The sequence below is a fragment of the Sorangium sp. So ce394 genome, assembly GCF_051474665.1.
Taxonomy (GTDB): domain Bacteria; phylum Myxococcota_A; class Polyangia; order Polyangiales; family Polyangiaceae; genus Sorangium; species Sorangium cellulosum_D.
In genome coordinates, this window is sequence record NZ_CP150339.1 from 4443502 (window position 1) to 4466657 (window position 23156).

At 73.1% G+C, this 23156-nt stretch carries 14 protein-coding genes; 10 read left to right on the plus strand and 4 right to left on the minus strand.

All coding sequences use genetic code 11. The features are described from left to right. Position 1: 1 nt before the first annotated feature. Positions 2–364, minus strand: coding sequence for a hypothetical protein (locus tag WMF33_RS16475; protein WP_437338028.1), 363 nt, complete (start codon positions 362–364; stop codon positions 2–4). 305 nt (positions 365–669) lie between these two features. Between WMF33_RS16475 and WMF33_RS16480 the strand changes: the two genes are divergently transcribed. After that, positions 670–2868, plus strand: coding sequence for a PilZ domain-containing protein (locus tag WMF33_RS16480; RefSeq protein ID WP_437338029.1), 2199 nt, complete (start codon positions 670–672; stop codon positions 2866–2868). 187 nt (positions 2869–3055) lie between these two features. On the opposite strand, the gene WMF33_RS16485 is transcribed toward WMF33_RS16480, so the two are convergent. The 3 genes from WMF33_RS16485 to WMF33_RS16495 form a co-directional block, all read right to left on the minus strand. Further along, the gene (locus tag WMF33_RS16485; RefSeq protein WP_437338030.1) at positions 3056–4177 is read right to left on the minus strand and encodes an ABC transporter substrate-binding protein; all 1122 of its coding nucleotides are present in this window, start codon (positions 4175–4177) and stop codon (positions 3056–3058) included. A gap of 381 nt (positions 4178–4558) precedes the next feature. Then, complete coding sequence (locus tag WMF33_RS16490; RefSeq protein ID WP_437338031.1) at positions 4559–5845, minus strand: patatin-like phospholipase family protein; 1287 nt, start codon at positions 5843–5845, stop codon at positions 4559–4561. Beyond that, complete coding sequence (locus WMF33_RS16495; protein ID WP_437338032.1) at positions 5842–10293, minus strand: serine/threonine-protein kinase; 4452 nt, start codon at positions 10291–10293, stop codon at positions 5842–5844. Before WMF33_RS16495 ends, WMF33_RS16490 begins: the two co-directional genes overlap by 4 nt. Before the next feature lie 491 nt (positions 10294–10784). On the opposite strand from WMF33_RS16495, the gene WMF33_RS16500 reads away from it, so the two are divergent. From WMF33_RS16500 to ftsH, 9 genes are all read left to right on the plus strand, one after another. Then, entirely contained in the window at positions 10785–12518 is a 1734-nt protein-coding gene (locus WMF33_RS16500) for a fumarate reductase/succinate dehydrogenase flavoprotein subunit (RefSeq protein WP_437338033.1), read from the plus strand. A gap of 19 nt (positions 12519–12537) precedes the next feature. Continuing rightward, entirely contained in the window at positions 12538–12822 is a 285-nt protein-coding gene (locus tag WMF33_RS16505; protein WP_061625266.1) for a 4Fe-4S dicluster domain-containing protein, read from the plus strand. A gap of 23 nt (positions 12823–12845) precedes the next feature. Continuing rightward, positions 12846–13820, plus strand: a complete 975-nt coding sequence (locus WMF33_RS16510) for a HEAT repeat domain-containing protein (protein ID WP_437338034.1) — start codon at positions 12846–12848, stop codon at positions 13818–13820. A 4-nt stretch (positions 13821–13824) separates the two neighbouring features. Further along, positions 13825–15255, plus strand: coding sequence for an ABC transporter substrate-binding protein (locus WMF33_RS16515; protein WP_437338035.1), 1431 nt, complete (start codon positions 13825–13827; stop codon positions 15253–15255). Beyond that, entirely contained in the window at positions 15252–16175 is a 924-nt protein-coding gene (locus WMF33_RS16520; RefSeq protein WP_437338036.1) for an ABC transporter permease, read from the plus strand. The genes WMF33_RS16515 and WMF33_RS16520 overlap by 4 nt, the downstream gene beginning before the upstream one ends. Beyond that, complete coding sequence (locus WMF33_RS16525) at positions 16172–17026, plus strand: ABC transporter ATP-binding protein (RefSeq protein WP_437338037.1); 855 nt, start codon at positions 16172–16174, stop codon at positions 17024–17026. The genes WMF33_RS16520 and WMF33_RS16525 overlap by 4 nt, the downstream gene beginning before the upstream one ends. Positions 17027–17122: 96 nt before the next feature. Further along, positions 17123–17548 carry a DoxX family protein gene (locus WMF33_RS16530; protein ID WP_061622265.1) on the plus strand — a complete coding sequence of 142 codons (426 nt, stop codon included), beginning with the start codon at positions 17123–17125 and terminating at the stop codon, positions 17546–17548. A gap of 228 nt (positions 17549–17776) precedes the next feature. Further along, the gene (locus WMF33_RS16535; protein WP_437338038.1) at positions 17777–20689 is read left to right on the plus strand and encodes a PAS domain S-box protein; all 2913 of its coding nucleotides are present in this window, start codon (positions 17777–17779) and stop codon (positions 20687–20689) included. Between the two features lie 305 nt (positions 20690–20994). Further along, positions 20995–22806: an ATP-dependent zinc metalloprotease FtsH gene (gene ftsH / locus WMF33_RS16540; RefSeq protein WP_437338039.1), complete on the plus strand. Its 1812-nt coding sequence runs from the start codon at positions 20995–20997 to the stop codon at positions 22804–22806. Positions 22807–23156: the final 350 nt, after the last annotated feature.

The following is a 23156-nucleotide window of genomic DNA, read 5'->3' on the forward strand; positions in this document are numbered from 1 at the left end:
CTCAGTTGGCGAGCTTGTTTTCCTCGCGCGGGCCGAAGATCGCCTCCCAGTTCGCGCGGTAGGCGTCGGTCGCGACCTGGGCGGGGCCCGACCGGGGCGCGTCGGCCCCGCCGGGCGCCGGGAGGAGCACCTCGACGTCGAAGAGCCGGGCGTGCTCGGAGCGCTGCGTCAGCTTCACGAGCTCCCCGGTCAGCGGGCGCCCGTGCTCGGTGGGCCGCAGCTCGCCGATCTCGAGCCGGTCCTCCCGGCTCCGGATGACCCGGAAGCCCTCGCCCTGCTCGACGGGGCTGTGGATGAAGACGACATCCTGGTTCGCGGGCGGCGCGGGCTTGTCGTCTTTCTGCGGCGGCTCGTCCTTGCCCATTGCCGAGAGCTTCCCACGTTTGCCCCCGGGGGCGCCAGGCGAAGCGAGCGGTCGGATCCACGCGGCGCCCGCGTTCCGCGGCGCCGCGCGGCGTCCAGAAATCCACGCGGCGCGCGCGTCCCGCGGCGCCGCGCGGCCTCCAAAATTTGGCCAGCGTGGGGCTTACGCCGTACTGCCGGCCAGTGGGCCCTCTGCACCGTGGAGGTCCCGCGATCGCGGACGCGGCTTCGCGGCCGAGGCGGAGGAATGGGCGTATGAACGTTCGAGGCGCAGACGGAGATGGCGTTCGCAGGGCGCCGGAATCCTTGGAGAAGGACCGCGAGGGCGGCGAGCGGCGCGCCGGCGCCGGGCAGCGTGTCCGCATCGAGGCGCTCGTCGCTGTCGGCGAGACGTCGGGCGGCGGCTTCGAGGCCGAGTCGATCGACATGTCGCCCGAGGGCATGCGCCTGCGCACGGCGTACCTGCCGCGGGTCGGCGACGCGCTGATCTGCCGCTTCGACGGGCTCGGCAAGGAGCTCGTCGTCGAGGGCGAGGTCTGCTGGCGCGCCGAGCAGGCGCGCGGCGGCGAGTTCGGCCTGCGCTTCACCGGCCTCGATCAGGAGGCGGAGGAGGCGGTGCGCGCGATGTGCTCGTCGATGGACGCCGGCGCCGCGGGCTCCGCGCCGGCGCTCACGATCCCGTCCGGCACGGGGCAGGGGACGGCGCAGCGCGGCGCGCGCGTGCGGCTCCACATCGACGGCCTGGGCTCGCCCATGAAGGCGCGCGTGCGCGCGGGTGGGCTCGACGACCTCGAGGTGGGCTCCAACCTGGAGTTCCTCAAGGTGGGGCGTTCCCTCGAGCTGGAGGAGGTCGAGCAGGGCACGCGCCGCGAGGCGTACATCGACCACGTGAAGGTCGAGGTCGACCCGGCGACGAGCGTGCCGCAGCTCGTGGTCACGCTTTGCTACGAGGCGCCCCGCGCGGCCAGGGCGTCGCGGCCGCGGGCGTCGTCCGAGACGCTGCCCCCGGCGAAGCCCGCGGCGGCGCTCGACGCCAGGGCGCCCGCGCGGGCGCCGTCGGTGCCGCCGCCGGGCGAGGGCGCGCGGGCGTCGTCGGCGCCGCCGGGCGAGCGCGCGACGGCGCGGGCGTCGTCGGCGCCGCCGCGCGATCCGCAGGGCGAGCGCGCCCCGGCGCGGGCGTCGTCGGCGCCGCCGCGCGATCCGCAGGGCGAGCGCGCGACGGCAGGCGCGGGCGCGAGCGGCGGCGCGGCGGCCCCGGCGGACGACGATCACGACGGCGACATGTCGCCGGCGCTCTCGGCGCGGGAGGCGCCCGCGGCGGACGCGGCGCCGGCCTCGGCGCAGGACGCGGCGCCGCCTTCGCAGGAGGGGTCGGACGAGGCGGGCTCCGCGCAGGCGGCCGGCGCGCAGCCGAGCCGGCTGCGCGACGTCGGCGAGAAGGCCGCGATGGCGAGCAAGGCCGTGGCGGGCAAGCTCGGGCCGGCGCTCGCCGGCGCCGGGGCGCGCGCGGCCACGGCGATGGCCGGCATGGTGGCGCGGATCAAGGCGCGGCGCGCCGCGCGCGCGGCCGGCGAGGACGGGTCGGGCAAGGACGGCGGCCCGCGCCGCAAGACGGCGCCGCCGCCGGCCGGCGCGCTGAAGTCCGGCGGGCGCCGGCTGGTGCGCGAGGAGGCCGAAGAGGCGGCGGGCGAGGGGGCGGAGCCGCCGCGCTTCAACAAGAAGGCGGCCGCGGCCGGGAGCTTCCTCGGGCTGGCGGCGGTGCTGGTGGTGTTCGGGGCCGCGCGCCTCCTCGGCCTGCGCGGCGGCGACGCGCCCGCCGCCGGGGCCGCGGAGGCGGCCGCGGGCGCGTCGGCGCTGCCGGCGTCGTCCGGCGCGCCGGCCCTGCCGGCGGCCGCGGCCACGGCGGCCGCGCCGGGCGGCGTGCTGACCGCGAACGTCCCGCTGTTCGGCGCGACGCCGCTGTCGACGACGGAGCCCGTGCCGCCGACGCCGCCCGCCGATCCGGGCGCTCAGGCCGGCGATCCGCTCGAGCGGTCCGCCGCGGTCCCGGGCGGCCCAGGCGACGAGGGCGACGCGGAGGCGGACGAGGACGCGCAGGAGGGCCCGAAGGAGTGGGGCCAGGGGTCCGTGAGGAACCCCATCGTGCTGAAGCTGAAGATGGACGGCCCCATCGAGGAGCTGAACGGCGCGGCCGGCGCGATGGGCTTCACGGTGTCGCTGCCCGACCGGCGCGCGCTGTCCTCGGGCAGCGGCCTCGCCCGGAAGGACAAGCGCATCGCGTCGGTGCGCGTCGTCAACACGCCGCACGGCGCCGAGATCACCCTGCAGTTCAAGGACGGCGTGCCCGCCTACAAGGCCAAGGCGCGCGGCGATCGCCTGGAGATCGCGCTCGGCCGCGACGAGCCGAAGAAGGTGGCGTCGAAGTCGAAGAAGGACAAGGCGAAGGCCGCGGACGAGAAGAAGAAGGGCGATAAGCCGAGCGGCAAGAAGGACAGGGAGCGCTGAGGGGCGGCCCGGGGACGGGCGCGAGGGGCCGCCAGGGCGCTGTGTTCGAGGCACTCCAGCCGCGGAGCGTTCGAAGGAACGCTCCGCGGCTGTGTCGTTTGCGCCAGGGCGCGTGCCCGCAGCGCGGGAAGCTCACGATTCGAGCTGCGTCCTCGGGCCTGTGCTCGGCGGGTGCGAGGCCTTCACATCACGGCGTGGCCGCGGGCGTCTGGCCTCGATCGTGAGGCGGCTTGCCGGACGCGTAGGGATTGAGGTCGTTCGTGTACAGGTCGCGGGCGTTCACCTGTCCCGGGCGTAGCTCCCCGTCTCGGATCAGCCAGTCGATCCAGATCTGAAAGTCCCTGTCGTCAAGCACGCCGCCCTTTCCTGCGACGCCGTAGCTGCGCCAGTACTTGAGGATGCTGTCGTCTTCATTGCGGTTCCGCTTGCGGAGGATCGAGGCGAAGCGCGCGAGGACCTCCTCTCGCGGCGTGGTCTGCGTCCAGGCGATCGCTTTGGCCGTGGCCTCGACGAATTTGCGCGTGGCGTTCGGGTGCTCCTCGATGAACTTCGTGCTCATGACGTAGCTCCCGGCCGTGAATGCGCCGAACAGCTCGTAATCGGTGGCGATCGCCCGGACGCCGCCGCGCTCGAGGGCCCGATCGCGGTAGACGTTCCCGAGGATCGCGACCTCGACCTGCTTTTGCCGGAGCGCCTGTTCGCCGTTGACCGGGGGGATGACGACCAGGGTGACCTGCCGCGCTTCCGCGCCGAGCCCGTTGCGGAAGAGGTATTCCTTCGTCATGAACTCGCTGTGGGCGCCGAGCGTGTTCATGGAGATCTTCTTGCCGATGAGGTCCCGCGCGCCGCGGATGGGGCTGTCGTCGAGCACGTAGAACCCGCTCCAGAACTGCTCGCTCACGCCGTACGAGCCGAGGACCGATCGGAGGGGCGCCTTTGCGGCGATCAGCTTGATGATGGCGCCGTTGAACGCGCTCCCGAAGTCCGTGTCCCCGGTGACGACGGCCTGGATGCTCTGCGGTCCGCCGAGCACGTCGCCCACGTGCACCAGGCGGATGGGCGCGAGATACCCGAGGTCCTCTGCCAGCTCGGGCGGCGACACCGAGCCCGGTGAGCCCTGATATCGGAGCTCCAGCGTCTCGATCTCACGACCCTCGTGCCACGCCCGCGTGGGCTCAGCTTTGCTACAGGCGCCTGCGATGAGGGTGAGGAGCGCCGAGAGGAGCGTCAGCGCGCCGCGCCCGCGCGTCGGCGCCTCAGGGGAGCCCCGGAGGGGAGCTGTCTCACCGCGAGTCGCTCGGGTCGGCATGATGGTTCTCGTCTCGTTCGAGGGATGGAGGTAGCCGGTGGCGGTGGTAGCAACACATATGCCGTCCCCCTGCGCTCCCGCATCCCTCCCAAATCGCGCTTTCGCGATCTGCCGGCGCGCTCCTCGGGCCGCATCGCTGCACCGATTCGAGCAGCTCCTCGCCCCTGCTGCTGCTGCCGCAGCAGCTCTGTTCAACGCGAAGAAAAGAAACCGTAGGCCGTCGGAGGGGGTGTTCGTCGCGCGGTGTGGGGACGGGCCGATGTTTGAGCCTGGCTCATGGGTGCTCCGGCTTGCCGGAGCACCCATGAGCCAGGCGAGTTCGGCGGGGCCCCGCACCGCGCGACGAACACCCCCTCCGAGGGCCGGGCAGCCCTGGCCGAGCTAGACGGACCCTCCGGGCCCCACCGGAGGCGGAATCGACCACTCCGCGCTGTCCGAGAGCCTCGGCTCCGCCTCCTCCGCCGCGCTCCCGAAGAAGTCCGCCACGTCGTGCCGCCTCGCCTCCGCGTCCGCCCGCCCGAGCTCGATCAGCTTCCGCGTGAACGACCCGTCGAACAACAGGTAGCTCGCCAGATCGGCGTCGTTCTCCGCCCCCACGTCCACCAGCGAGAGCAGCCGCCGCATCATCGCCGGCCCCCCCTGCACCTTGCCCGCCTTCACGTGCTCCGCCGCCAGCCGCCCGAGATCCACGCTCGGCCGCACCACCAGCGTCTCCACCCGCCGGTACGGCAGCGCCCCGCGCTGCGCCGCCGCCCCGTTGATCGAGTGCAGGAAATCCGGCCCGAAGGCCCGCTCCCCGTCCTCGATCATGTGGTTGACCCGCGTCAGGACCTCGAAATCCGTCTGGATGTGGTCGAGCAGGAACGCGTTCAGCACCTTGCCGAGCACCAGCGCCATCCCCGGCGGCTTGCCGCTGTCCCCCGCGTCGATGCTCCGCACCTCCCGCGACAGCCCGATCGCCAGCACGTGCGTCGCCCCCAGCCGGAGCGCCGGCGCGATCGGCGTGTTCTGCCGCACCCCGCCGTCCATGTACAGATCCCGGCCGATGCGCACCGGCGGGAACAGGATCGGGATCGCCGCCGACGCGAGCGCGTGCGGCGGGCCGATCAGCGCCCCGCGGATGATCGTCCGCGGCGGCGCCGTCGTCGGCAGCGCGCCGTCCGGGCCGGTCTGCATGAAGATCACCGTGCGGCCCGTCGCGATCTCGGTCGCCGACACGCTGACCGCCGACAGGTACCCGTGGCGCAGCGTGCGCGCGATCGCGCGCCACGGGATCTCCCGCTCGACGAGCCGCTGCATCGGCGAGACGTCGAACAGGCCCACGCCCTCCGAGCCGCCGCCGAACATGAGCTTCGGCAAGGAGATCGCCTGCCGCACCCCGAAGCCGAGCACCGTCTCGAGCTTCAGCTGCGTCCACAGGTTGACGAGCCGCCGCACGCCCAGCGTCGGATCGTCGAGGTGCGCCGCGAGGTAGCACGCGTTCACCGCCCCCACCGACGTCCCGCACAGGATGTCGATCCTCGGCGGCGCGCCCCGCAGCCGGGCGAACGCGTCGAGCACGTACGACATCACCCCGACCTCGTACGCCCCCCGCGCGCCGCCGCCCGAGAGGATCACCGCGACCTTGCGCCGCGGCTTCGCCGCTGTCCTTCCGCCGGTACCCGTCATGCCATCTCCCCGCGGCGGAGCGGGTCGTGCCCCGCCGCCGGACCCTCGGCCTCCGCGGCCAGGATGCGCCGCACCACGGCGCGCTCCAGGAACAGCGCCCTGAGCCGCGCGTCGCGGATGTAGCTCGCCACCTTCTGCACGTGGAGCGCGGCGCGGTGGTACGCGTCCGCCGCGCTCGCCGGCGCGCCCTTCTGCAGCGCCTCGCAGCAGAGGTCGCGCACCTCGATGCCGTACTCCGAGCTGCCCGCCTCGACCGCGCCGAGCGCCGTCCGCGCGAGCAGCACCCCGGAGTGCACCTCGCCCGCGTCCACCCGCGCCGCCGCCTCGATCGCCGTCGCGTAGGCGTGGTAGCTCATCAGCCCCTGCGACTCGGCGAGCTGCCGCGCCTCGGAGGCGTTCGCGATCGCGGCCTGGACGTCGCCCTGCGCCTTCGCGAGGAGGCCGCGCACGTTGCGCTCGTGGATCATGTCGTACACGCTGCCGGTCACCGCGATGAGCGCGCCCGCGTCGGCGCACAGGGTGTGCGCGGCGTCGGCGTCGCCCGCTTCGAGGAGGATCCCCGCCGTGCAGAGGAGCGTGTCGGCCCGCGCATCCTGGTCGTCATAGCGCTCGTGCGCCTCCCGCGCCCGCTTCATGTACGCGAGGCTGCGCGGCATGTCCCCGAGCTTCGCGTACGCGTGGCCGATGTTGCTCAGCGTCTTCGCGATCTGGAACCTCCCGCCGATCGCGAGATCGATGGAAATCGACGAGAGCCCGACCGCGATCGCGTCCTCGAAGCGCTCGAGCACGAACATCGCCACCGCGAGCGAGTTCTTCGCGCGCGCCTCGCTGCGGCGCGCGCCCACCGCGCGGAACACCGCGATCGCCTCGGCGTACGCCTCGACCGCCTCCTGCACGCGGCCGACCCGGCGCAGCAGCACCCCCTTCGTGCGCAGCACCTCCGCGCGCGCCCGCGGCGTCAGCCCGCCCATGTGCGTCACCCGGAGCGCCCGGTCGGCCGCGCTGATCGCGCCCTGGACGTCGCCGAGCTCGCGCAGCACCTCCGAGAGGATCGTGAGCGCCTCGACCTCGAGCGCCGGGCGCCGGGCGATGCGCGCGATCTCGGCGGCCCGCTGCGCCACCGGCAGGCCGCGGGCGAGGTGGCCGTCGTCGAGGTCGAGCCGCGCGGTGCGCACGAGCGCGAGCGCGGCCCACCGCGCCTGCCCGCTCTCCTTCGCGAGCTGGCGCAGCGCCGTGAGGTGCTTCCTCCGCTCGCGGCGGCGGCCGAGGTGGCGGAAGATCGCCTCCAGCGCCTCGTGCGCGATCATCCGGCGGGTGTCGCCAGTCGGCAGGAGCGACAGCGCGCGCTCGTAGTACCGGCGCGACAGCTGCGCCTGGTGCCCGGCGCGCGCGGCCCGCGCCGCGTCGAGGTAGAGCTCCGCCGCCGGCCCGGGCGCCTCGCCGCGCGCGAGGTGCTGCGCCACGATCGCGGCCGAGAGCCCCTGCGCGAGCGGCGTCGTCGACAGGTGCTCGCCGAGCCGGCGGTGCATGCGCACGCGGCTCGCGCTGTCGAGCGCGAGGTAGGCGACGTCGCGCACGAGCGGGTGCCGGAAGTCCACCGCCCCGGCGCGGCGATCGCACAGGCCGCGCGCGCAGAGGCGCGTCACCGCCTCGTCGTCCGCGAGCCGCGTCAGGTTCAGGATGTCGTCCTTGAGCAGCGGGCCCCCGGCGACCGCGAGCCAGTTCACGACGTCGTGCTCCGCGGGCGGCAGCTCGCGCAGCCGGTCGCCGATGAGCTGCTCCAGGGTCGACGGGAGCGGCTCGCCGCGATCCCCGGTCCGGTCGTGGCGGACGAGCTCGTGCCGCCCGTCCGGGTGCTCGACGATCTCCAGCGTGCCCCGCTCGAGCAGCGCGTCGACCATCTCGAGCAGGAAGAACGGGTTGCCGGCGACGCGCGGCACGAGCTCGCCGCAGACCGCCGAGACGCCCTCGCGCACGCCGAGGCGCGCCTCGACGAGGCGCATCTGCTCCTCGGCGCTGAGGCCGCGGAGCTCGATCCGCACGAGCCCCTCGATGAACGGCGTCACGCGCTCCTCGGGGCGCGTCAGCAGCAGCACGAGGATCGGCAGCCGCTCCGAGCGCTGCTTGAGGAGCTCCGAGATGAGCTCCAGGCTCGGGCGATCGGCCCACTGCAGGCCGTCGATGACGACGACGAGCGGCTGGTGGCGCGCCAGCGAGCCGAGCAGGTACTTCACGCCGCGCACCACCACGTCGCGGCCGTAGGCCGACGCGTCCTCCTCGGGGTGGTCGAGCTGCTTGCCCGTGACCAGCTCGGCGAGGCGCGTGACGATGCGCGCCCCGAGCGGCGAGCGCGCGATCGAGCCGAGCAGCGCGCGGATCACGTGGGCCGCGTCGTCGATCGAGTGGTCGAGCCCCATCCCGGTGACGTCGCGGAGCACGTCGCAGACCGTGGCGAGCGGCAGCTCGCTCTTCACCGGCGAGCACTCGACGTGGAGCACGCGCGCCTCGCCGGGGAGCTCCGAGAGGAACGTCGAGATGAGCGCGCTCTTGCCGATGCCCATCTCGCCGACGATGACGCGCGCCACCGACTGGCCCCGGAGCGCGCCGCCCGGCGGGCTCGGCGGCTTGCTCTGCCGGCTCGGCGGCGGCGGCGGCTCGCTCTCGCCGTAGCGCGACGGCGGCTCGGCGAGGCCCTTCACGGGCGGCGACACCGCGCGGTGGTAGGCGGCGTGCAGGTCCGCGCGCTCGGCGTCGCGCCCCACGAGGTCGTTCGGCGACAGCGCGATCTCGGCCATCCGCTCCTCGCGGGTGAGCGGGCGCTGCAGCGCGTAGAGCCGCATCTGGTGCGGGACCTGGTAGCCGCCGGCGTCGTTGAGATCGAGCGACGGCGCGTCGCCCCAGCGGAAGTCGCGCCGGACGAGGCGGTAGACGCCGCCCGCGACCCAGGTCTTGCCGAACGGGGTGCGGCTGCCGAGGCGCTCGGCCAGGAAATTCGCGGGCTCCTTGAGCACGTGGTTGATGAGGTGCCCCTGCTCGTCGCGCTCGCCGTACGCGATGCCGCGGACGATGCCGATCGCGGCGCGGAGCTCGACGGGCAGGTCCTCCGACGCGCCGGCGAGCGCCTCGTGCACGTCGACGGCCAGCGAGGCCGCGTCGGCCGCGGCGCGCGAAGGGTTCGCGAGCAGCCCCACGACGGCGCGCGCGCTCGCGTGCGACTCCCACGACCAGATCGCCCCGTGCTTGAAGGCGATCGCGTCGAGGGTCGTGCGGATCGAGCGCCCGCTGCGCTTGCCGGCGAGCCGCCCCTGCGCCCCGAGCAGCTCGTCCACCCCCTCGATGCGCAGCGTCACCACGGCGACGTGGCGCACCTCGCGCACGACCCGCGGCGCCCCGGTGTTCTCGGCCTCGCCGCCCGTGCGCGCGGCCGGCACCGCCGCGAGCGTCTGCGGCTGCGCCATGGAGCCGCTGTCCGGGGCCTCTTCCGCCGCGCCGCCCGCGGCGTTGTCGCGCGCGTCCTCGTGCCGATCGCGGCCGAGCAGGTGGGCCACGGTCTGCTCGACCGACGCGTTGTCGACGAGCTCCTGCTTCGCGAGCAGCACGCGCGCGATCGCGCCGGCGAGATCGCGCGCGGTCTGGAAGCGGTCCTCGGGCGCGTGCGCCATGGCGCGCATCACGATCGCCTCGAGCTCCGCCGGGATGTCGCGCGCGTGGGCCGACGGGGGGTCGAACAGGCCCTCCTTGACGGCCTGGAGGAGCGCCTCGTCGTCGAGCTTGCCGTAGGGCGAGCGCATGGCGAGCAGCTCGTAGAGAACGACGCCGAGGGCGTAGATGTCGCTCCGCCGGTCGACGCGCTCGCCGCGCGCCTGCTCGGGCGACATGTACCCGAACTTGCCCTTGAGCACGCCGGGCTCCTCGCGGAAGAGGTTCGCGCTGGCGATGCCGAAGTCGGCGATCTTCACGACGCCCTCGAACGACAGGAGGATGTTCTGCGGCGAGACGTCGCGGTGGACGATGGCGAGCGGCATGCCGCCCTCGTCCTTGCGCTCGTGGGCGTAGTGCAGCCCCTTCGCCGCCTCGGAGACGATGAACGCGGACACGAGGGGCGGGATCCGCGACTCCTTCTGCTGGGCGGCGCGCATCAGCTTGCCGAGGTCGAAGCCCTCGACGTACTCCATCGAGAGGAGCAGCCCGTCCTCGCCGTGGTCCGAGAACTCGTAGACCTGGACGATGTTCGGGTGGTTCAGGCGGGTCGCGAGGTGGGCCTCCTCGACGAACATCGCGCGGAAGCGACGCGAGGCCCCGTGCGCGGGGAGGATCCGCTTGACGACGAGGAGCTTGTAGGTCCCCTCGGCGCCGCGCTTCTTGGCGAGGAAGACCTCCGCCATGCCGCCAGCGCCCAGGCGGCGCTGGATCTCTAGGTCGGCGAGCTGGGACGGGTGCTTGGCCATGCAGCGAAGCGGCGCGCGGGCGCCGCGGCTGGGAGGGGCCGGGCGCGGTGGATCAGGGAGACCGATGAAAGAAGGACCGCGCGCGGTTCCCCCCGATCCATGGGAGGACTACGGGTTGACCCGCATGGTAGCGTCCCGCCCGCGTCTTCGGGGAGACAACCATGGTGGAAAGGCGAATCTTTCTGGGCGGGTCGGAGGCTGGCGCGCCCGGTGAGCCCGCCCGCGCGCCGCGGGTCCGCGGCGGCGCGGCCGTCCACCATCGACGCTGAATTTTCGCTTGCAAGGCGCCCTCACGCGGGGCTCGCCCCCGGGCCGCCGCGGCCGGCCGAGGGCAACAAAGCGATTGCCCAGGGTGCGACCGTCTGTTAAAGCGGATCCGGTACAGCGGATGCGGCGTCCGTCATGGAAGACGCCGTGCATCCGACCCTGGCGGCCGGGCCGATCGGCGGCGGGGTCGTCGTGTGCGCGCTGGAGACCTCGAGGGGTTCGACATGGACATTCGCGTGACAGAGGCGGACGTCGTCGTCGTGGGCGGCGGAAGCGCAGGCTCGACTGCAGCGGTGGAGGCACAGCAGCGCCTGCCGCGGGGGCGTGTGGTGCTCCTCGAGAAGGCGCATATCAAGCGGAGCGGCGCCATCGCGATCGGCATGGACGGGCTGAACAACGCGATCATCCCCGGACACGCGACGCCGGAGCAGTACGTGAAAGAGATCACGGTGGCCAACGACGGCATCGTGAACCAGCGCGCCATCTACGAATACGCGCGGAACAGCTTCGCGATGCTCCAGGAGCTCGACTCCTGGGGGGTCAAATTCCAGAAGACGCGCTCGGGCGATTTCGACGTCAAGAAGGTCCACCACAACGGGAGCTACGTCCTCCCGATGCCGGAGGGCTACGATCTCAAGAAGATCCTCACGCGCATGGTGAAGCGCGCCGGGGTGCGGGTCATCAACCGCGTCATGGCCACACGGATCCTCGTGACCGAGGGGCAGGTCGCCGGCGTGATCGGCTTCGACACCCGGGAGGGTCACATCGAGATCATCAAGGCCAGGGCGGTCATCCTCTGCTGCGGCGCCTCGGGGCGGCTCGGCCTGCCCGCGTCCGGCTATCTCCACGGGACGTACGAGAACCCCTCGAACGCCGGAGACGGCTACTCGATGGCCTACCACGCGGGCGCCGAGCTCACGGGCATCGAGTGCTTCCAGATCAACCCGCTCATCAAGGACTACAACGGTCCGGCGTGCGCCTACGTCACCGGCCCGCTCGGCGGGCACACGGTGAACGCGCGCGGGCACCGCTTCATCGAGAGCGATTACTGGAGCGGGCAGATGATGCTCGAGTTCTACCGGGAGCTGCACTCGGCGAACGGCCCTGTCTACCTCAAGCTCACGCACCTCGCCCCGGAGACGATCACCGAGGTCGAGCGGGTCCTCCACCAGACGGAGCGCCCGAGCCGCGGCCGCTTCCACGAGGGGAGGGGGCACAGCTACGCGAGCGATCTCGTCGAGATGCACATCTCCGAGATCGGCCTGTGCAGCGGCCACAGCGCCTCGGGCGTCTGGGTCAACGAGAAGGGCGAGACCACGGTTCCCGGGCTCTACGCCGCCGGCGACATGGCGTGCGTGCCGCACAACTACCTCCTCGGCGCGCTCACCTACGGGAAAATCTGCGCCCAGAACGCGCTCGACTACCTCGATCGCACGCCCGCCGTCGAGCCGCTCGCGGCCGACGTGGACGCCGAGCGCGAGCGCATCCTCGCCCCGCTCTCCCGGAAGAGCGGAGTCGCGCCCCACCAGTACGAATACAAGGTGCGGCGCCTCGTGAACGACTACCTGCAGCCGCCGAAGACGGGCAACCGGATGACCCTCGGCCTCGAGTACTTCCTGCGCGCGAAGGACGAGCTCGACGAGGTCACGGCGGCGAGCCCCCACGAGCTCATGCGCGTGATGGAGTGCCACTTCATCCGCGACTGCGCGGAGATGGCCGCGCGCGCCTCGCTGTACCGGACCGAGAGCCGCTGGGGCCTCTACCACTACCGGCTCGATTACCCCGAGATGGACGACCGCCGCTGGTTCACCCACGTGAACCTGAAGAAGGGCGACGACGGCGAGATGGTCGCCTTCAAGCGGCCCGTGGAGCCTTATCTCTTCCCGATCGACGACGGCGAGCTCAAAACCTACCACCGGCTGCGCATCCCGGCCGAAGAGCAGCGCGCGCCGCTCTGACGAGCAACGAGGTCAATCCATGGGTCACCTTCTCAACCGCGAATCCGTCAAGGCGCAGCGCGCCAGGACCGTCGGCCACGCCGAGGCCTCCGTCCGGCTCGATCTGCCGGTCGTCGTCGACGAGGCGTCCTGCATCAAGGGGTGCCGCATCTGCATCGACTCGTGCCCGGTGGACTGCCTCGCCATCCATCCAGAGACGAAGAAGGCGCACATGGCCTACGACGAGTGCTGGTATTGCCTCGCGTGCGAGATCGACTGCCCGAAAGAGGCCATCACCGTGAAGATCCCTTTCCTCATCCGGTAGCGGCCTCGAGGCGGAGAGACGACATGACACAGGCTTCGCTCGCACAGGAGCTCGTGAGCGTGCTCAGGGATCCCGATCCCGGCGCGCGCCAGCTCGCGCTGACCCAGATCGAGGACCTCTCGGACCCGGAGATCCTCCACCCGCTCATCGAGGCCGTCCGCGACGAGGACCCCACGGTGCGGGCGCTCGCGCTCGGGCACCTCGAGGACCTCGGCGACCCGCGCGCGGTGCCCGCCATCCTCCGGGCGCTCGACGACGACGAGACCCACGTGCGCGAGGCCGCCGCCACGGCGCTCCGCGAGCTCCGCGGGGCAGAGGCGGCCACCCACCTGATCGACGCAATGCGTCATGATAACCCGTTCGTGCGCATGTCGGTGATCGTGGCGCTCCGGGAGATCCGCGATCCGCGGGCGCTCGAGCACCTCGAGGGCGCGCTCCTCGACCCTTCGCCCGAGGTGCGGCGCGAGGCGGTCCTCGCCCTGGCCTACCTGCGGCGGCCGGAGACCGCGCGCGCCCTGCGCGGGAGCCTGCGCGATCCCGACGCGCGGGTGCGGCAGGTCGCGATCGGCGCGCTCGAGCCGCTCGGCGCGCCGGCGCTCGTCGAGGAGCTCGTCGCGCTCTTGTCCGACCCCGACTGGCGGGTCCGCGTCGAGGCCGCGATCGTGCTCGGGCGCTCGGCGCACGGCCTCGCCGCGCCGCACCTCCGGACCGCGCTCAAGGACGCGGCCTGGCAGGTGCGGAAGGAGGCGGCGCTCGCGCTCGGGCGGCTCCGGGCGGCCTCGGCCGCGACGGATCTCGTCGGGCTGCTCGGGAGCGAGCTGCCCGACCTGCGTAAGGCCGCCGCTCAGGCGCTCGGCGAGCTCGCGGCGGCGTCGGCCGAGGCGCCGCTCGGGCGGCTGCTCGGCGACGCCGACGTCGAGGTGCGGAAGGCGGCGTCCCGCGCCCTCGACGCCATCCGGGCAGGGGCCGGGCGCCATGGAACCTTCGCGAGGGATTGAGCCGATGATCAAGGCAGCGCGCGTGCTGTTGCTCCTCGTGGCGGTCCTCGTCGGCCTGTCGTGCACGAAGGGAGAGAAGCGGACGATCCGCATCGCCATCGGGACGCAGGACACGACGATCAACTGCGCCACCGGCGGGCTCCTGATCCGGGAGCTCAAGCTGCTCGAGAAGCACCTCCCGAGGGACGGCAAGTACAAGGACGTCTCCTACGAGATCGAGTGGAAGGACTTCACCTCGGGGCCGCCGCTGACGACCGAGATGGTGGCCGGGAAGCTCGACATCGGCGCGATGGCCGACTTCCCCGGCGTGCTGAACGGCGTCGCCCACCAGAAGCAGGGGAGCCGCAGCCTCTACATCGCCACGCTCTCGGGCAGCGCGCTCGGGAGCGGCAACGGCATCGTGGTGCCGATCGACTCGCCGGCCCAGGGCCTGAAGGACCTCAAGGGCAAGCAGATCTCGGTCCCGTTCGGCTCGTCCGCCCACGGCATGCTGCTCCGGGCCATCCGCGATCTCGGCTGGGATCCGGACAAGGACGTGACGCTCGTGTCGCAGTCGCCCGAGGTCGGCGGCTCCTCGCTGAAGGCGAAGAAGATCGACGCGCACGCCGACTTCGTCCCGTTCGCCGAGCTGTTCCCGTTCCGCGGCTTCGCCCGGAAGATCTACGACGGCGCCAGCGTCGAGGTGCCGACGGCGCACGGCGTCCTGGTGCGCGCGGCGTACGCGGAGGAGCACCCGGAGATCGTCGTCGCCTTCCTCAAGGCGGCGCTCGAGGCCGATCGGCTGTTCGCGGAGGAGCCCGAGAAGTACAGCGAGCTCATCGAGAAGGTGACCGGCGTGGACGCCGAGGTCGCCTACATGTTCCACGGGCCGCTCGGCATCCAGACGCGGGACTTCACCGTCAAGCCGGAGGTCCGCCGCGCGCTCCAGGTGGCCGTCGACACGCTCACGCTGCTCAAGCGCACCGACACGACGCTCGACGTTGGCGCGTTCGTGGACGACCGGTACATCCGGCGCGCGGCCCAGGAGCTCGGGCTCGACTACGAGGCGCGGCTCGCGAGCTACGCGAAGCTCCCGCTCTCCGGGAGCGACGCCCTGTCCGGCGCGCCGATCGCCGAGCCGACCTTGGCCGCGCAGATCTGGGTCGGGGGCGAGCCGAAGGTGCGCGCGTACGCGAGCCCGGGCTCCGCGCTCGCCGCGCTGAAGCAGCTCGCGTCCGAGGGCAAGGAGATCCGCGCCGCCTTCGTGCACGACCGGCTCAGCGGGGTGAAGCTCCTCGCCGATCGCGCGTGGTACGCGCGGCGCCCCGACGGGAGCCTCGCGGCGTTCCTGGCGAAGGAGGACGCCGAGCGGTGGGCCGCGGAGAACGCCGCGGCGGTCGTCGACTTCGCGACCCTGCGGGGCGACGTCACCAAGCTCACGGCGGCGGCGCCATGACGATGATCTCGGAGCGCAGCGCGCCCGCCGCGGCGGAGCTCGGCGGCCGCGCGACCTTCGCGCCCGCGCCCGCGCCGGCCAGCGCGAGCGCGTCGCGGCGGCGCGCCTCCCCGGCGCCGGGCGGTGAGCGGCGCCCGCGGCGCGATCTCGGCCGCGCCGCGCTGCGCGTCCTGTCCGTGGCCGCGTGCGTCGCCCTCTGGCAGTGGGCGTCGATGTCGCGCGTCGACCTCGGCCTCGTCACGTTCGTCAACGTGCCCGCGCCGACCGAGGTCCTCGTCGCGGCGCGGGAGCTCTTCGGCTCGCCGAAGCTCTTGCTGCACCTCCGGAGCAGCGTGCTCCGCGTCCTCGCGGGCTTCGTCGCCGCGGGCGTTACGGGCGTCGTGCTCGGGCTCGCCATCGGCCGCTCGCGGCTCGCCGAGGACACGCTCCTGCCGCCGCTCGAGGTCCTGCGCCCCATCCCCGGCGTCGCCTGGCTCCCGCTCGCGATCCTGATGTTCCCGTCGGCCGAGCTGAGCATGATCTTCATCACCTATATGGGCGCGCTGTTCCCGATCCTGCTCGCGACGATCCTCGGCGTCGGCGCCCTCGATCCGCGGCTCATCGCGAGCTCGCGCAGCCTCGGCGCGCGCCCCTTCCGCCTCTTCCTCGAGGTGGTCCTCCCGGGCGCGCTGCCCAGCATCATCACCGGGATGAGCATCGGCATGGGCACGTCCTGGTTCTGCCTCGTCACCGCCGAGATGATCGGCGGCCAGTACGGCATCGGCTACTTCACCTGGGAGTCGTACAACTTGCAGCGCTACCCGGACATCGTCCTCGGCATGCTGCTCATCGGCCTGATGGGCATGCTCAGCAGCGCGCTCGTCCAGCGGATCGGCGCGTGGCTCACGCCCTGGCACCGGCCCGAGGAGAAGGGCCGATGACGCCCGCAGCGAGCGCGGCGCGCCGGGAGAGCCCGGGGGGCGCCGTCGAGATCCGCGGCCTGTCCGTGGCCCTCGGGGCGGGCCCCCGCCGCGTCGAGGTGGTGCGGGATCTCGATCTCACCGTCGAGCGCGGCGAGCTCGTGAGCCTGCTCGGCCCGTCCGGGTGCGGCAAATCGACGATCCTGAACGCCGTCGCCGGGTATGTGACGCCGGAGCGCGGCAGCATCGCCGTCGGCGGCGAGCCGGTCGACGCGCCCGGGCCGGAGCGCGGCATGGTCTTCCAGCAGTCGTCGCTGCTCCCCTGGAAGACGGTCCTGAACAACGTCGGCTTCGGCCTCAAGATGCGCGGCGTCCCGGAGCGCGAGCGCCGGGAGGCGTCCCGCCGCCTGCTCGATCTCGTCGGGCTGTCGGGGTTCGAGGACGCCTATCCGGCGCAGCTCTCCGGCGGCATGCAGCAGCGGGTCGAGATCGCGCGCGTGCTGATCACCGAGCCGCGCGTGGTCCTGATGGACGAGCCGTTCAGCGCGCTCGACGCCCAGACCCGGCTCTCGATGCAGGCGCTGCTCCTCGACGTCATCCGCCACGTGCGCACGACGGTGCTGTTCGTCACGCACGACATCGACGAGGCGATCTTCCTGTCCGACCGCATCGCCCTCATGACCCGCCGGCCGTGCCGCGTCGGCGCGCAGATCGCCGTGCCGTTCGAGCGGCCGAGGAGCGCCGCGATCGTGGGCTCGAGCGAGTTCGCCGCGATCAAGCGGCGGTGCCTCGACGCCCTGAACGACGGGCGCGTGATCACCGCGCCGCCCGCGGCCCCCGCGCGCGGCCTCGACCAGCGCCCGACCGCGTGAAGCGCCGACCGGCGCGCCTGCGGGGCGAGCTCAGGCGCACGGCCTTGATGTTCTCTGCATTTTTCCTTACTACCGAGCCGAGAGGAGTGATCCCCGATGCTCACCAGGTTCCTGCGGGTGACCGACGTGCCGTTTTCCGGCTCGGTCGGGCTGCTCGCGCTTCGCGTCGTCACCGGCATTGCTTTCATCTTTCACGGCTGGGGGAAGATCCAGGCCCCCTTCGGCTGGATGGGGCCCACCGCGCCCGTCCCCGGGTTCTTGCAGGCGCTGGCCGTCCTCGCCGAGGTCGGCGGCGGCATCGCCTGGATCCTCGGCCTCCTGACGCCGCTCGCGTCGCTCGGGATCGCCATCACCATGGCCGTCGCCGTCTCGGTGCACGTGATGAACGGCGACCCGTTCTTCGCGATGGGCGCCGCCTCCTACGAGGCGGCGGCCGTCTACTTCAGCATCTCCCTCGTGCTGCTGCTGCTCGGGCCGGGGAGGCTCTCCGCCGACGCGGCGATCTTCGGGCCGAAGCGCTGAGCTGCTCCGCGCGCGCTCGCCCGACGCGCGCGCTCGCGTCGCCGCCGGCGCTCCGGCGGCGCGCCTGAGCCTCGCCGGCCGATCCCTCCGGCCCGGCGCTTGGGATGGGCACCGCGGGAGCCCGCGGTTCCATCGAGGTCGGACGGCGAGCGCATCGCCGCCGTTTGCGCCAATGAAGCGAGGCCGTCCCGGTAGCCCCGGCATTATGCTGCCGCTGGGAGGGGCTCGATGAACGACGGCGGGGCGAGGTCGCTCTCGAACGGCGCGCCGCGCGGTGTAGCCATCGCGGCCGCCTGTTCGTTCACCCTCGGGTCCGTGGGGCTGCTCGGCTGGTCGATCGAGTCGACCCGCCTCGTCTCCATCGCGGACGGCCTGCCGAGCATGGTGCCCAACACCGCGGTCGCCCTCGTCCTCGCGGCGGCGTCGCTCTGGGCGCTGGGCGGGCGGGAGCGTCCGGCGCCGCTCCGCCGGCTGCTCGGGCGGACGTGCGCCGCCGGCGTCGTCGCGTTCGGCTTCGCGGCCCTCGGTCAGTACGTCTTCGGGTGGGACCTCGGCCTCGATCGCCTGCTCTTCCCGGCGCGCGTGGCGTTCACGAGCAAGTTCCCCGGCAGGCCGCCGCCGAACACCGCGCTCTGCTGCGTCCTGATCGGCGCGGCGCTCCTCTCGCTGCCCGTGAAGACGCGGCGAGCCTCCCGGCTCTCGGACGGCGGCGCGCTCTCGGCCGCCGCGCTCGCGCTGACCGCGCTGACCGGGTACGTCTTCGGCGTCGGCTACTTCTACGGCCTGCCGCCGCTGTTCCCGTTCACGGGCATGGCGCTCCACGCCGCGATCGCCTTCCTCGCGCTCTGCGCCGGGCTCCTCGCGGCGCGGCGCGATGGCGGGGCGTTCGCCGTGCTGACGGCCAGCGGGCCCGGGGGCGTCCTGTTGCGGCGCTCCCTGCCGTTCGTCGTCCTGGCCCCGCTCGCGATCGGCCGCCTCTTCCTGATCGGCGCGGATCTCGGGGCCTACCCCCTCGCGGCGTCGTTCTCGCTCGCCTCGGCCATCTCGACGCTCCTGCTCGGGGCCGCGCTCTGGGTCAGCGCGGCGCGCCTGAACCTGCTCGACGAGGCCCGGCGCCAGGCCGAGGAGGCGCGCGCCTATCTGGCGACCGTCGCGCAGTCCTCCGACGACGCCGTCATCGGGAGCGCCCTCGACGGGACCATCCAGAGCTGGAACCCGGCCGCGGAGCGCCTCTACGGCTACGGCGCCGGCGAGGCGATCGGGAAGAAGCTGCCCATCCTGTGCCCGCCCGAGCGCGCCGGCGAGGCGGAGGCGATCCTCGCGCGCCTGCGCCGCGGCGAGCGCGTCGAGCGCTTCGAGGCCGTGAGCCGGACCAAGGACGGCAGGGATATCGACATCGAGGTCACGGCCTCGTCGATCGTGGACGCCTCGGGCCGCATCACCGGCGTCTCGACGATCTGCCGCGACATCGGGCGCCGCAGGGCGATGGAGGCGGCGGTCGCGAGCGCTCACGCGGCGGAGTGGCGCCTCCGCGCGCAGCTCGAGGCCGTCGGCGCCGCGTGCGCGGCGGTCTCGGAGACGCTGGCGAACCAGCCGCGCTCCGAGTCGGGGATGCGCGCCGTGCTGGAGGTCATCGCGCGGCACGCGAAGGAGATCTCGGGCGCCGACTACGCGTCGCTCGGCGTCGGAGAGGACGGCCGGCGGCCGTTCGACGCCTGGGTCCCGAGCGGCGTCCCCGCGGAGCAGATCGCGCGGATCGGCGCGATCCCGCGCCCCGTCGGCGTCCTCGGCGCGGTGGGCCGCGACGGCCGGCCGATCCGGCTCGACGACGTCCGCGCCCACCCCGACTTCATCGGGCTGCCGCCGCACCACCCCCCGATCGAGGCGTTCCTGGGCGTGCCGCTCCGCTTCCGCGGCCGGAGCGTGGGCCGCCTGTACCTCGGCAAGCGCCCCGGCCGCCCGCCGTTCACCGAGGACGACGAGCGCGCCGCGACGCTGCTCGCCGACCGGACGTGCAGCTCGATCGAGACCGCGCGCCTCTGCCGGGTCGAGGCGAACGAGCGAAGGCGGCTCGAGGCCGTCGTCGAGCAGATGCCCGAGGCGGCGATCCTGGTCGACGCCGAGGGGCGGCTCATCACGTGCAACAGGCTGGCGCTCCAGTACGTCTCGCGCGCGGCGGGCGAGCTGGATCCGTGGGGCAACGCGGTGCTCTTCGATCCCAGGACGCCGCGAGGAGAGCCGGTCGGCTGGGCCGATCGCCCGCTGACCCGGGCCCTGCATCGCGGGGAGGTCGTGACGGGCGCCGAAGGGCTGCTCTGTCGCGAAGGCGGCGACCTCGTCCCGGTGCTGGTCAACGCCGCCCCGGTGCGCTCCGACGACGGCGAGATCGAGGGCGCCGTCGCCGTCTTCCAGGACATCTCGGCGCTCAAGGAGATGGAGCGGCAGCGCCAGGCGTGGATCGGCATCATCGCGCACGACCTCCGCCAGCCCATCCAGGTCATCGCGACCGCGAGCCAGCTCCTGTACGCTCGGTCCGGCGGGCAGCTCGTCGCGGACGGCGAGAAGCAGCTCGGGAGGATCGCCTCGTCCGTCGAGCGGCTGCGCCGCATGATCGACGACCTCCTCGACGCCTCGCGCATCGAGGCGCACGAGCTCACGCTGGATCGCTCTCCGGTCGACCTCCGCGCGCAGCTCGGAGAGATCGTCGAGAAATCGACCGCGGCGACCGCGGGCCACGCCGTGCGGCTGGAGGTGCGCGGCGACGTGCCCGACGTCCTGGCGGACCCCGGCCGGCTCGAGCAGATCGTCACCAACCTGCTCTCCAACGCGGCCAAGTACGGCCAGACGAACGGCGACATCGCGGTGGCCGTCAGCGCCGACCGCTCCTTCGCGCAGATCGCCGTGACCAACTGGGGCCGCGGCATCGCAGAGGCGTCTCTGCCGCACCTGTTCAAGCGCTTCTCGCGCGTGGCCGAGGGCGATCCTCGCCGCGTCCGCGGCGTGGGCCTCGGCCTCTACATCACGAAGGGGCTCGTGGAGGCGCACGGCGGCACCATCGCTGTCGAGAGCACCCCCGGCGGCGCGACGACATTCCGCTTCTCGCTGCCGCTCGCGCATCCCGCGCCCGCCGCCGGCGCGTAGCGCGCAGCAGCGCGTCTCCTGCCCCGCCGCCGAGCTCCACCTCGCGCGAGGACCCGCGGCGAGCTCCACGATTCGAGGCCAGCGAGCTCGGCAGTTCCAACTGACGAGCTGGGCAGTCGAGTTGGCGAGTTTTATTACACCGAACTTCGTTCTCCGCATTCCGTTTTACGGCGCCACCATCCTTTCGCAGTATTCTGTGCTCAGGCCGCTCAGAATGATCGCAGAAGGAACTTCCTGAGGTTCGTATCCTTGCTACACCTGAGATCCGCTCCGGCCCGACGTCGGGGTAGTGAGGTGGCGCAGCAGTGAATTCCTGGTTCTTGCAGGTGGGTAAGCGGCTGGGGCCCGCGGGGCGTCGGCTTTGGGTGCTCGGGATCCTGGGGGTGGTGCTGGCGGTGACGCTCGGGCTCGCTCTCCGCGCGGCCCGCGAGTCGCCCACGGAGCGCGCGGCGACGTACACCGAGCTGCTCCAGATCGCGCAGGCGGGGCAGGCGACCGCGGTCGAGGTGAGCGGCGATCGCTTCTTCGTGCGCCAGGCGGGCGGCGTGGCGGTGACCGCCGTCGTCGACGAGCCGACGCTCCGGCAGGAGCTGGTCTCCCGGTTCGCGGGCGCCGGCGCCTCGGTCGACTTCGCCTCCCGGGAGGAGCCGTCGCGCGCCGCGTCCACCGCGCTGCCGGTGGTCGTCCTCGCCGCGGTCGGGTTCGCGCTCTTCACGGTGAGCCGGCGCCGCAGCCCGAAGGTCTTCTCCGACGCCAAGGCCGGGGTCGCGCGCGCGCCCGTGCGCTTCGCCGACGTGGCCGGGATGCACGAGGTCAAGCAGGAGCTCGCCGAGACGGTCGAGTTCCTGAAGAGCCCCGAGCGCTTCGCGCGCCTCGGCGGCCGCCCGCCGCGCGGCGTGCTGCTCACGGGCGAGCCGGGGACCGGCAAGACGCTGCTGGCGCGCGCGGTCGCGTGCGAGGCGGGCGTGCGGTTCCTCTCGGCGTCGGGGTCGAGCTTCCAGGAGATGTTCGTCGGCGTCGGCGCCTCCCGCGTCCGCGCGCTCTTCGCCGAGGCGCGCAAGGCCGCCCCGTGCATCGTCTTCATCGACGAGATCGACGCCGTCGGGCGGGCGCGCGCGAAGGGGCAGGGCGACTCCGCGTCCGCCGAGCACGATCAGACGCTGAACCAGCTGCTCGTCGAGATGGACGGGTTCGACCACGCGACCGGCATCGTGGTGATCGCGTCGACCAACCGCGTCGACATGCTCGATCCCGCGCTGCTCCGGCCGGGGCGCTTCGATCGCAAGGTCACCGTGCCGCTGCCCGACGTGCGCGGCCGCGAGGAGATCCTGAACGTCCACGCCGGGCCGATCCCGCTCCAGGGCGAGGTCGATCTCGGGTACATCGCCCGCGGCACGCCGGGCTTCTCGGGCGCCGACCTGGCCAACCTCCTGAACGAGGCGGCCATCCTCGCGGCCCGCGAGGGCGCCGACGCGGTGGATCCGACGCACATCGACCGCGCGCGCGACCGGGTGCTCATGGGGCTCGAGCGCAAGGGGGTGCTCGTCGACGAGGACGAGCGCTACGCGACCGCCGTGCACGAGGCCGGGCACGTCGCGGTCGGGTTGCTCGCGCCGAGCTGCGACCCGGTGCACAAGGTGTCGATCCTGCCGCGGGGACGCGCGCTCGGCGTCACCCAGGCGCTGCCCGAGAAGGATCGGCTGATGTACCGGAAAGAGTACCTCGAGGATCAGATCTGCATGCTGATGGGCGGTCGCGCCGCCGAGATGGTCATCCTCGGGACGATGACGGCCGGCGCCTCGGACGACATCCAGCGCGCCTCGACGATCGCGTGGAAGATGGTCGCGGAGCTCGGCATGAGCCACCTCGGCCCCATCTGCGTCGGCGATGGGCACCCCGCGCGGAGCCCGGCCCTCCTCGACCGCGTCGACGAGACGGCGCGGGCGCTCACCGACGCCCAGCTCGCGCGCGCCGTCGAGATCGTGAAGTCCCGGCGGAGCGAGATCGACGCGCTCGTCACGGCGCTCCTCGCGAAGGAGACGCTCGGCATGGACGAGATCCAGGCCTGCTTCCCGGCCGATCGACGGCCGCGCGCCGCCGCCCGCGCGGACGCCTGAGCCGCGCAGGCTCGAGGGCGCCGGGAAGGAAAGCTCTTTCTGGCGTCCCCGGGTCCTCTCCGCGATCCGCCTCCTCACGGGCGCTCGCCCGCGCTCCCCCTCTCTCCTGCAATCCATCCCTTGCTCGCCACGGGCGCTCCCCGAGGCGTCGCGGAGGCTCCCGGAGTGGCGGCTGGCTCACCGGACCTGAGGTGTCCGGGGCCTCGTCGTCTGGAAGAGCTCGCCCGCGGGCGTGTCGCGCAGGACGGGATGCGGCGCGGCGTCTCGGAGCCATGGCGCGCCGCATTGCCCATTCCGTCCGGAGAGCGCAAATCTCCCCTTGCGATTGCCGGGCAAGCTGGTGAAGTGGC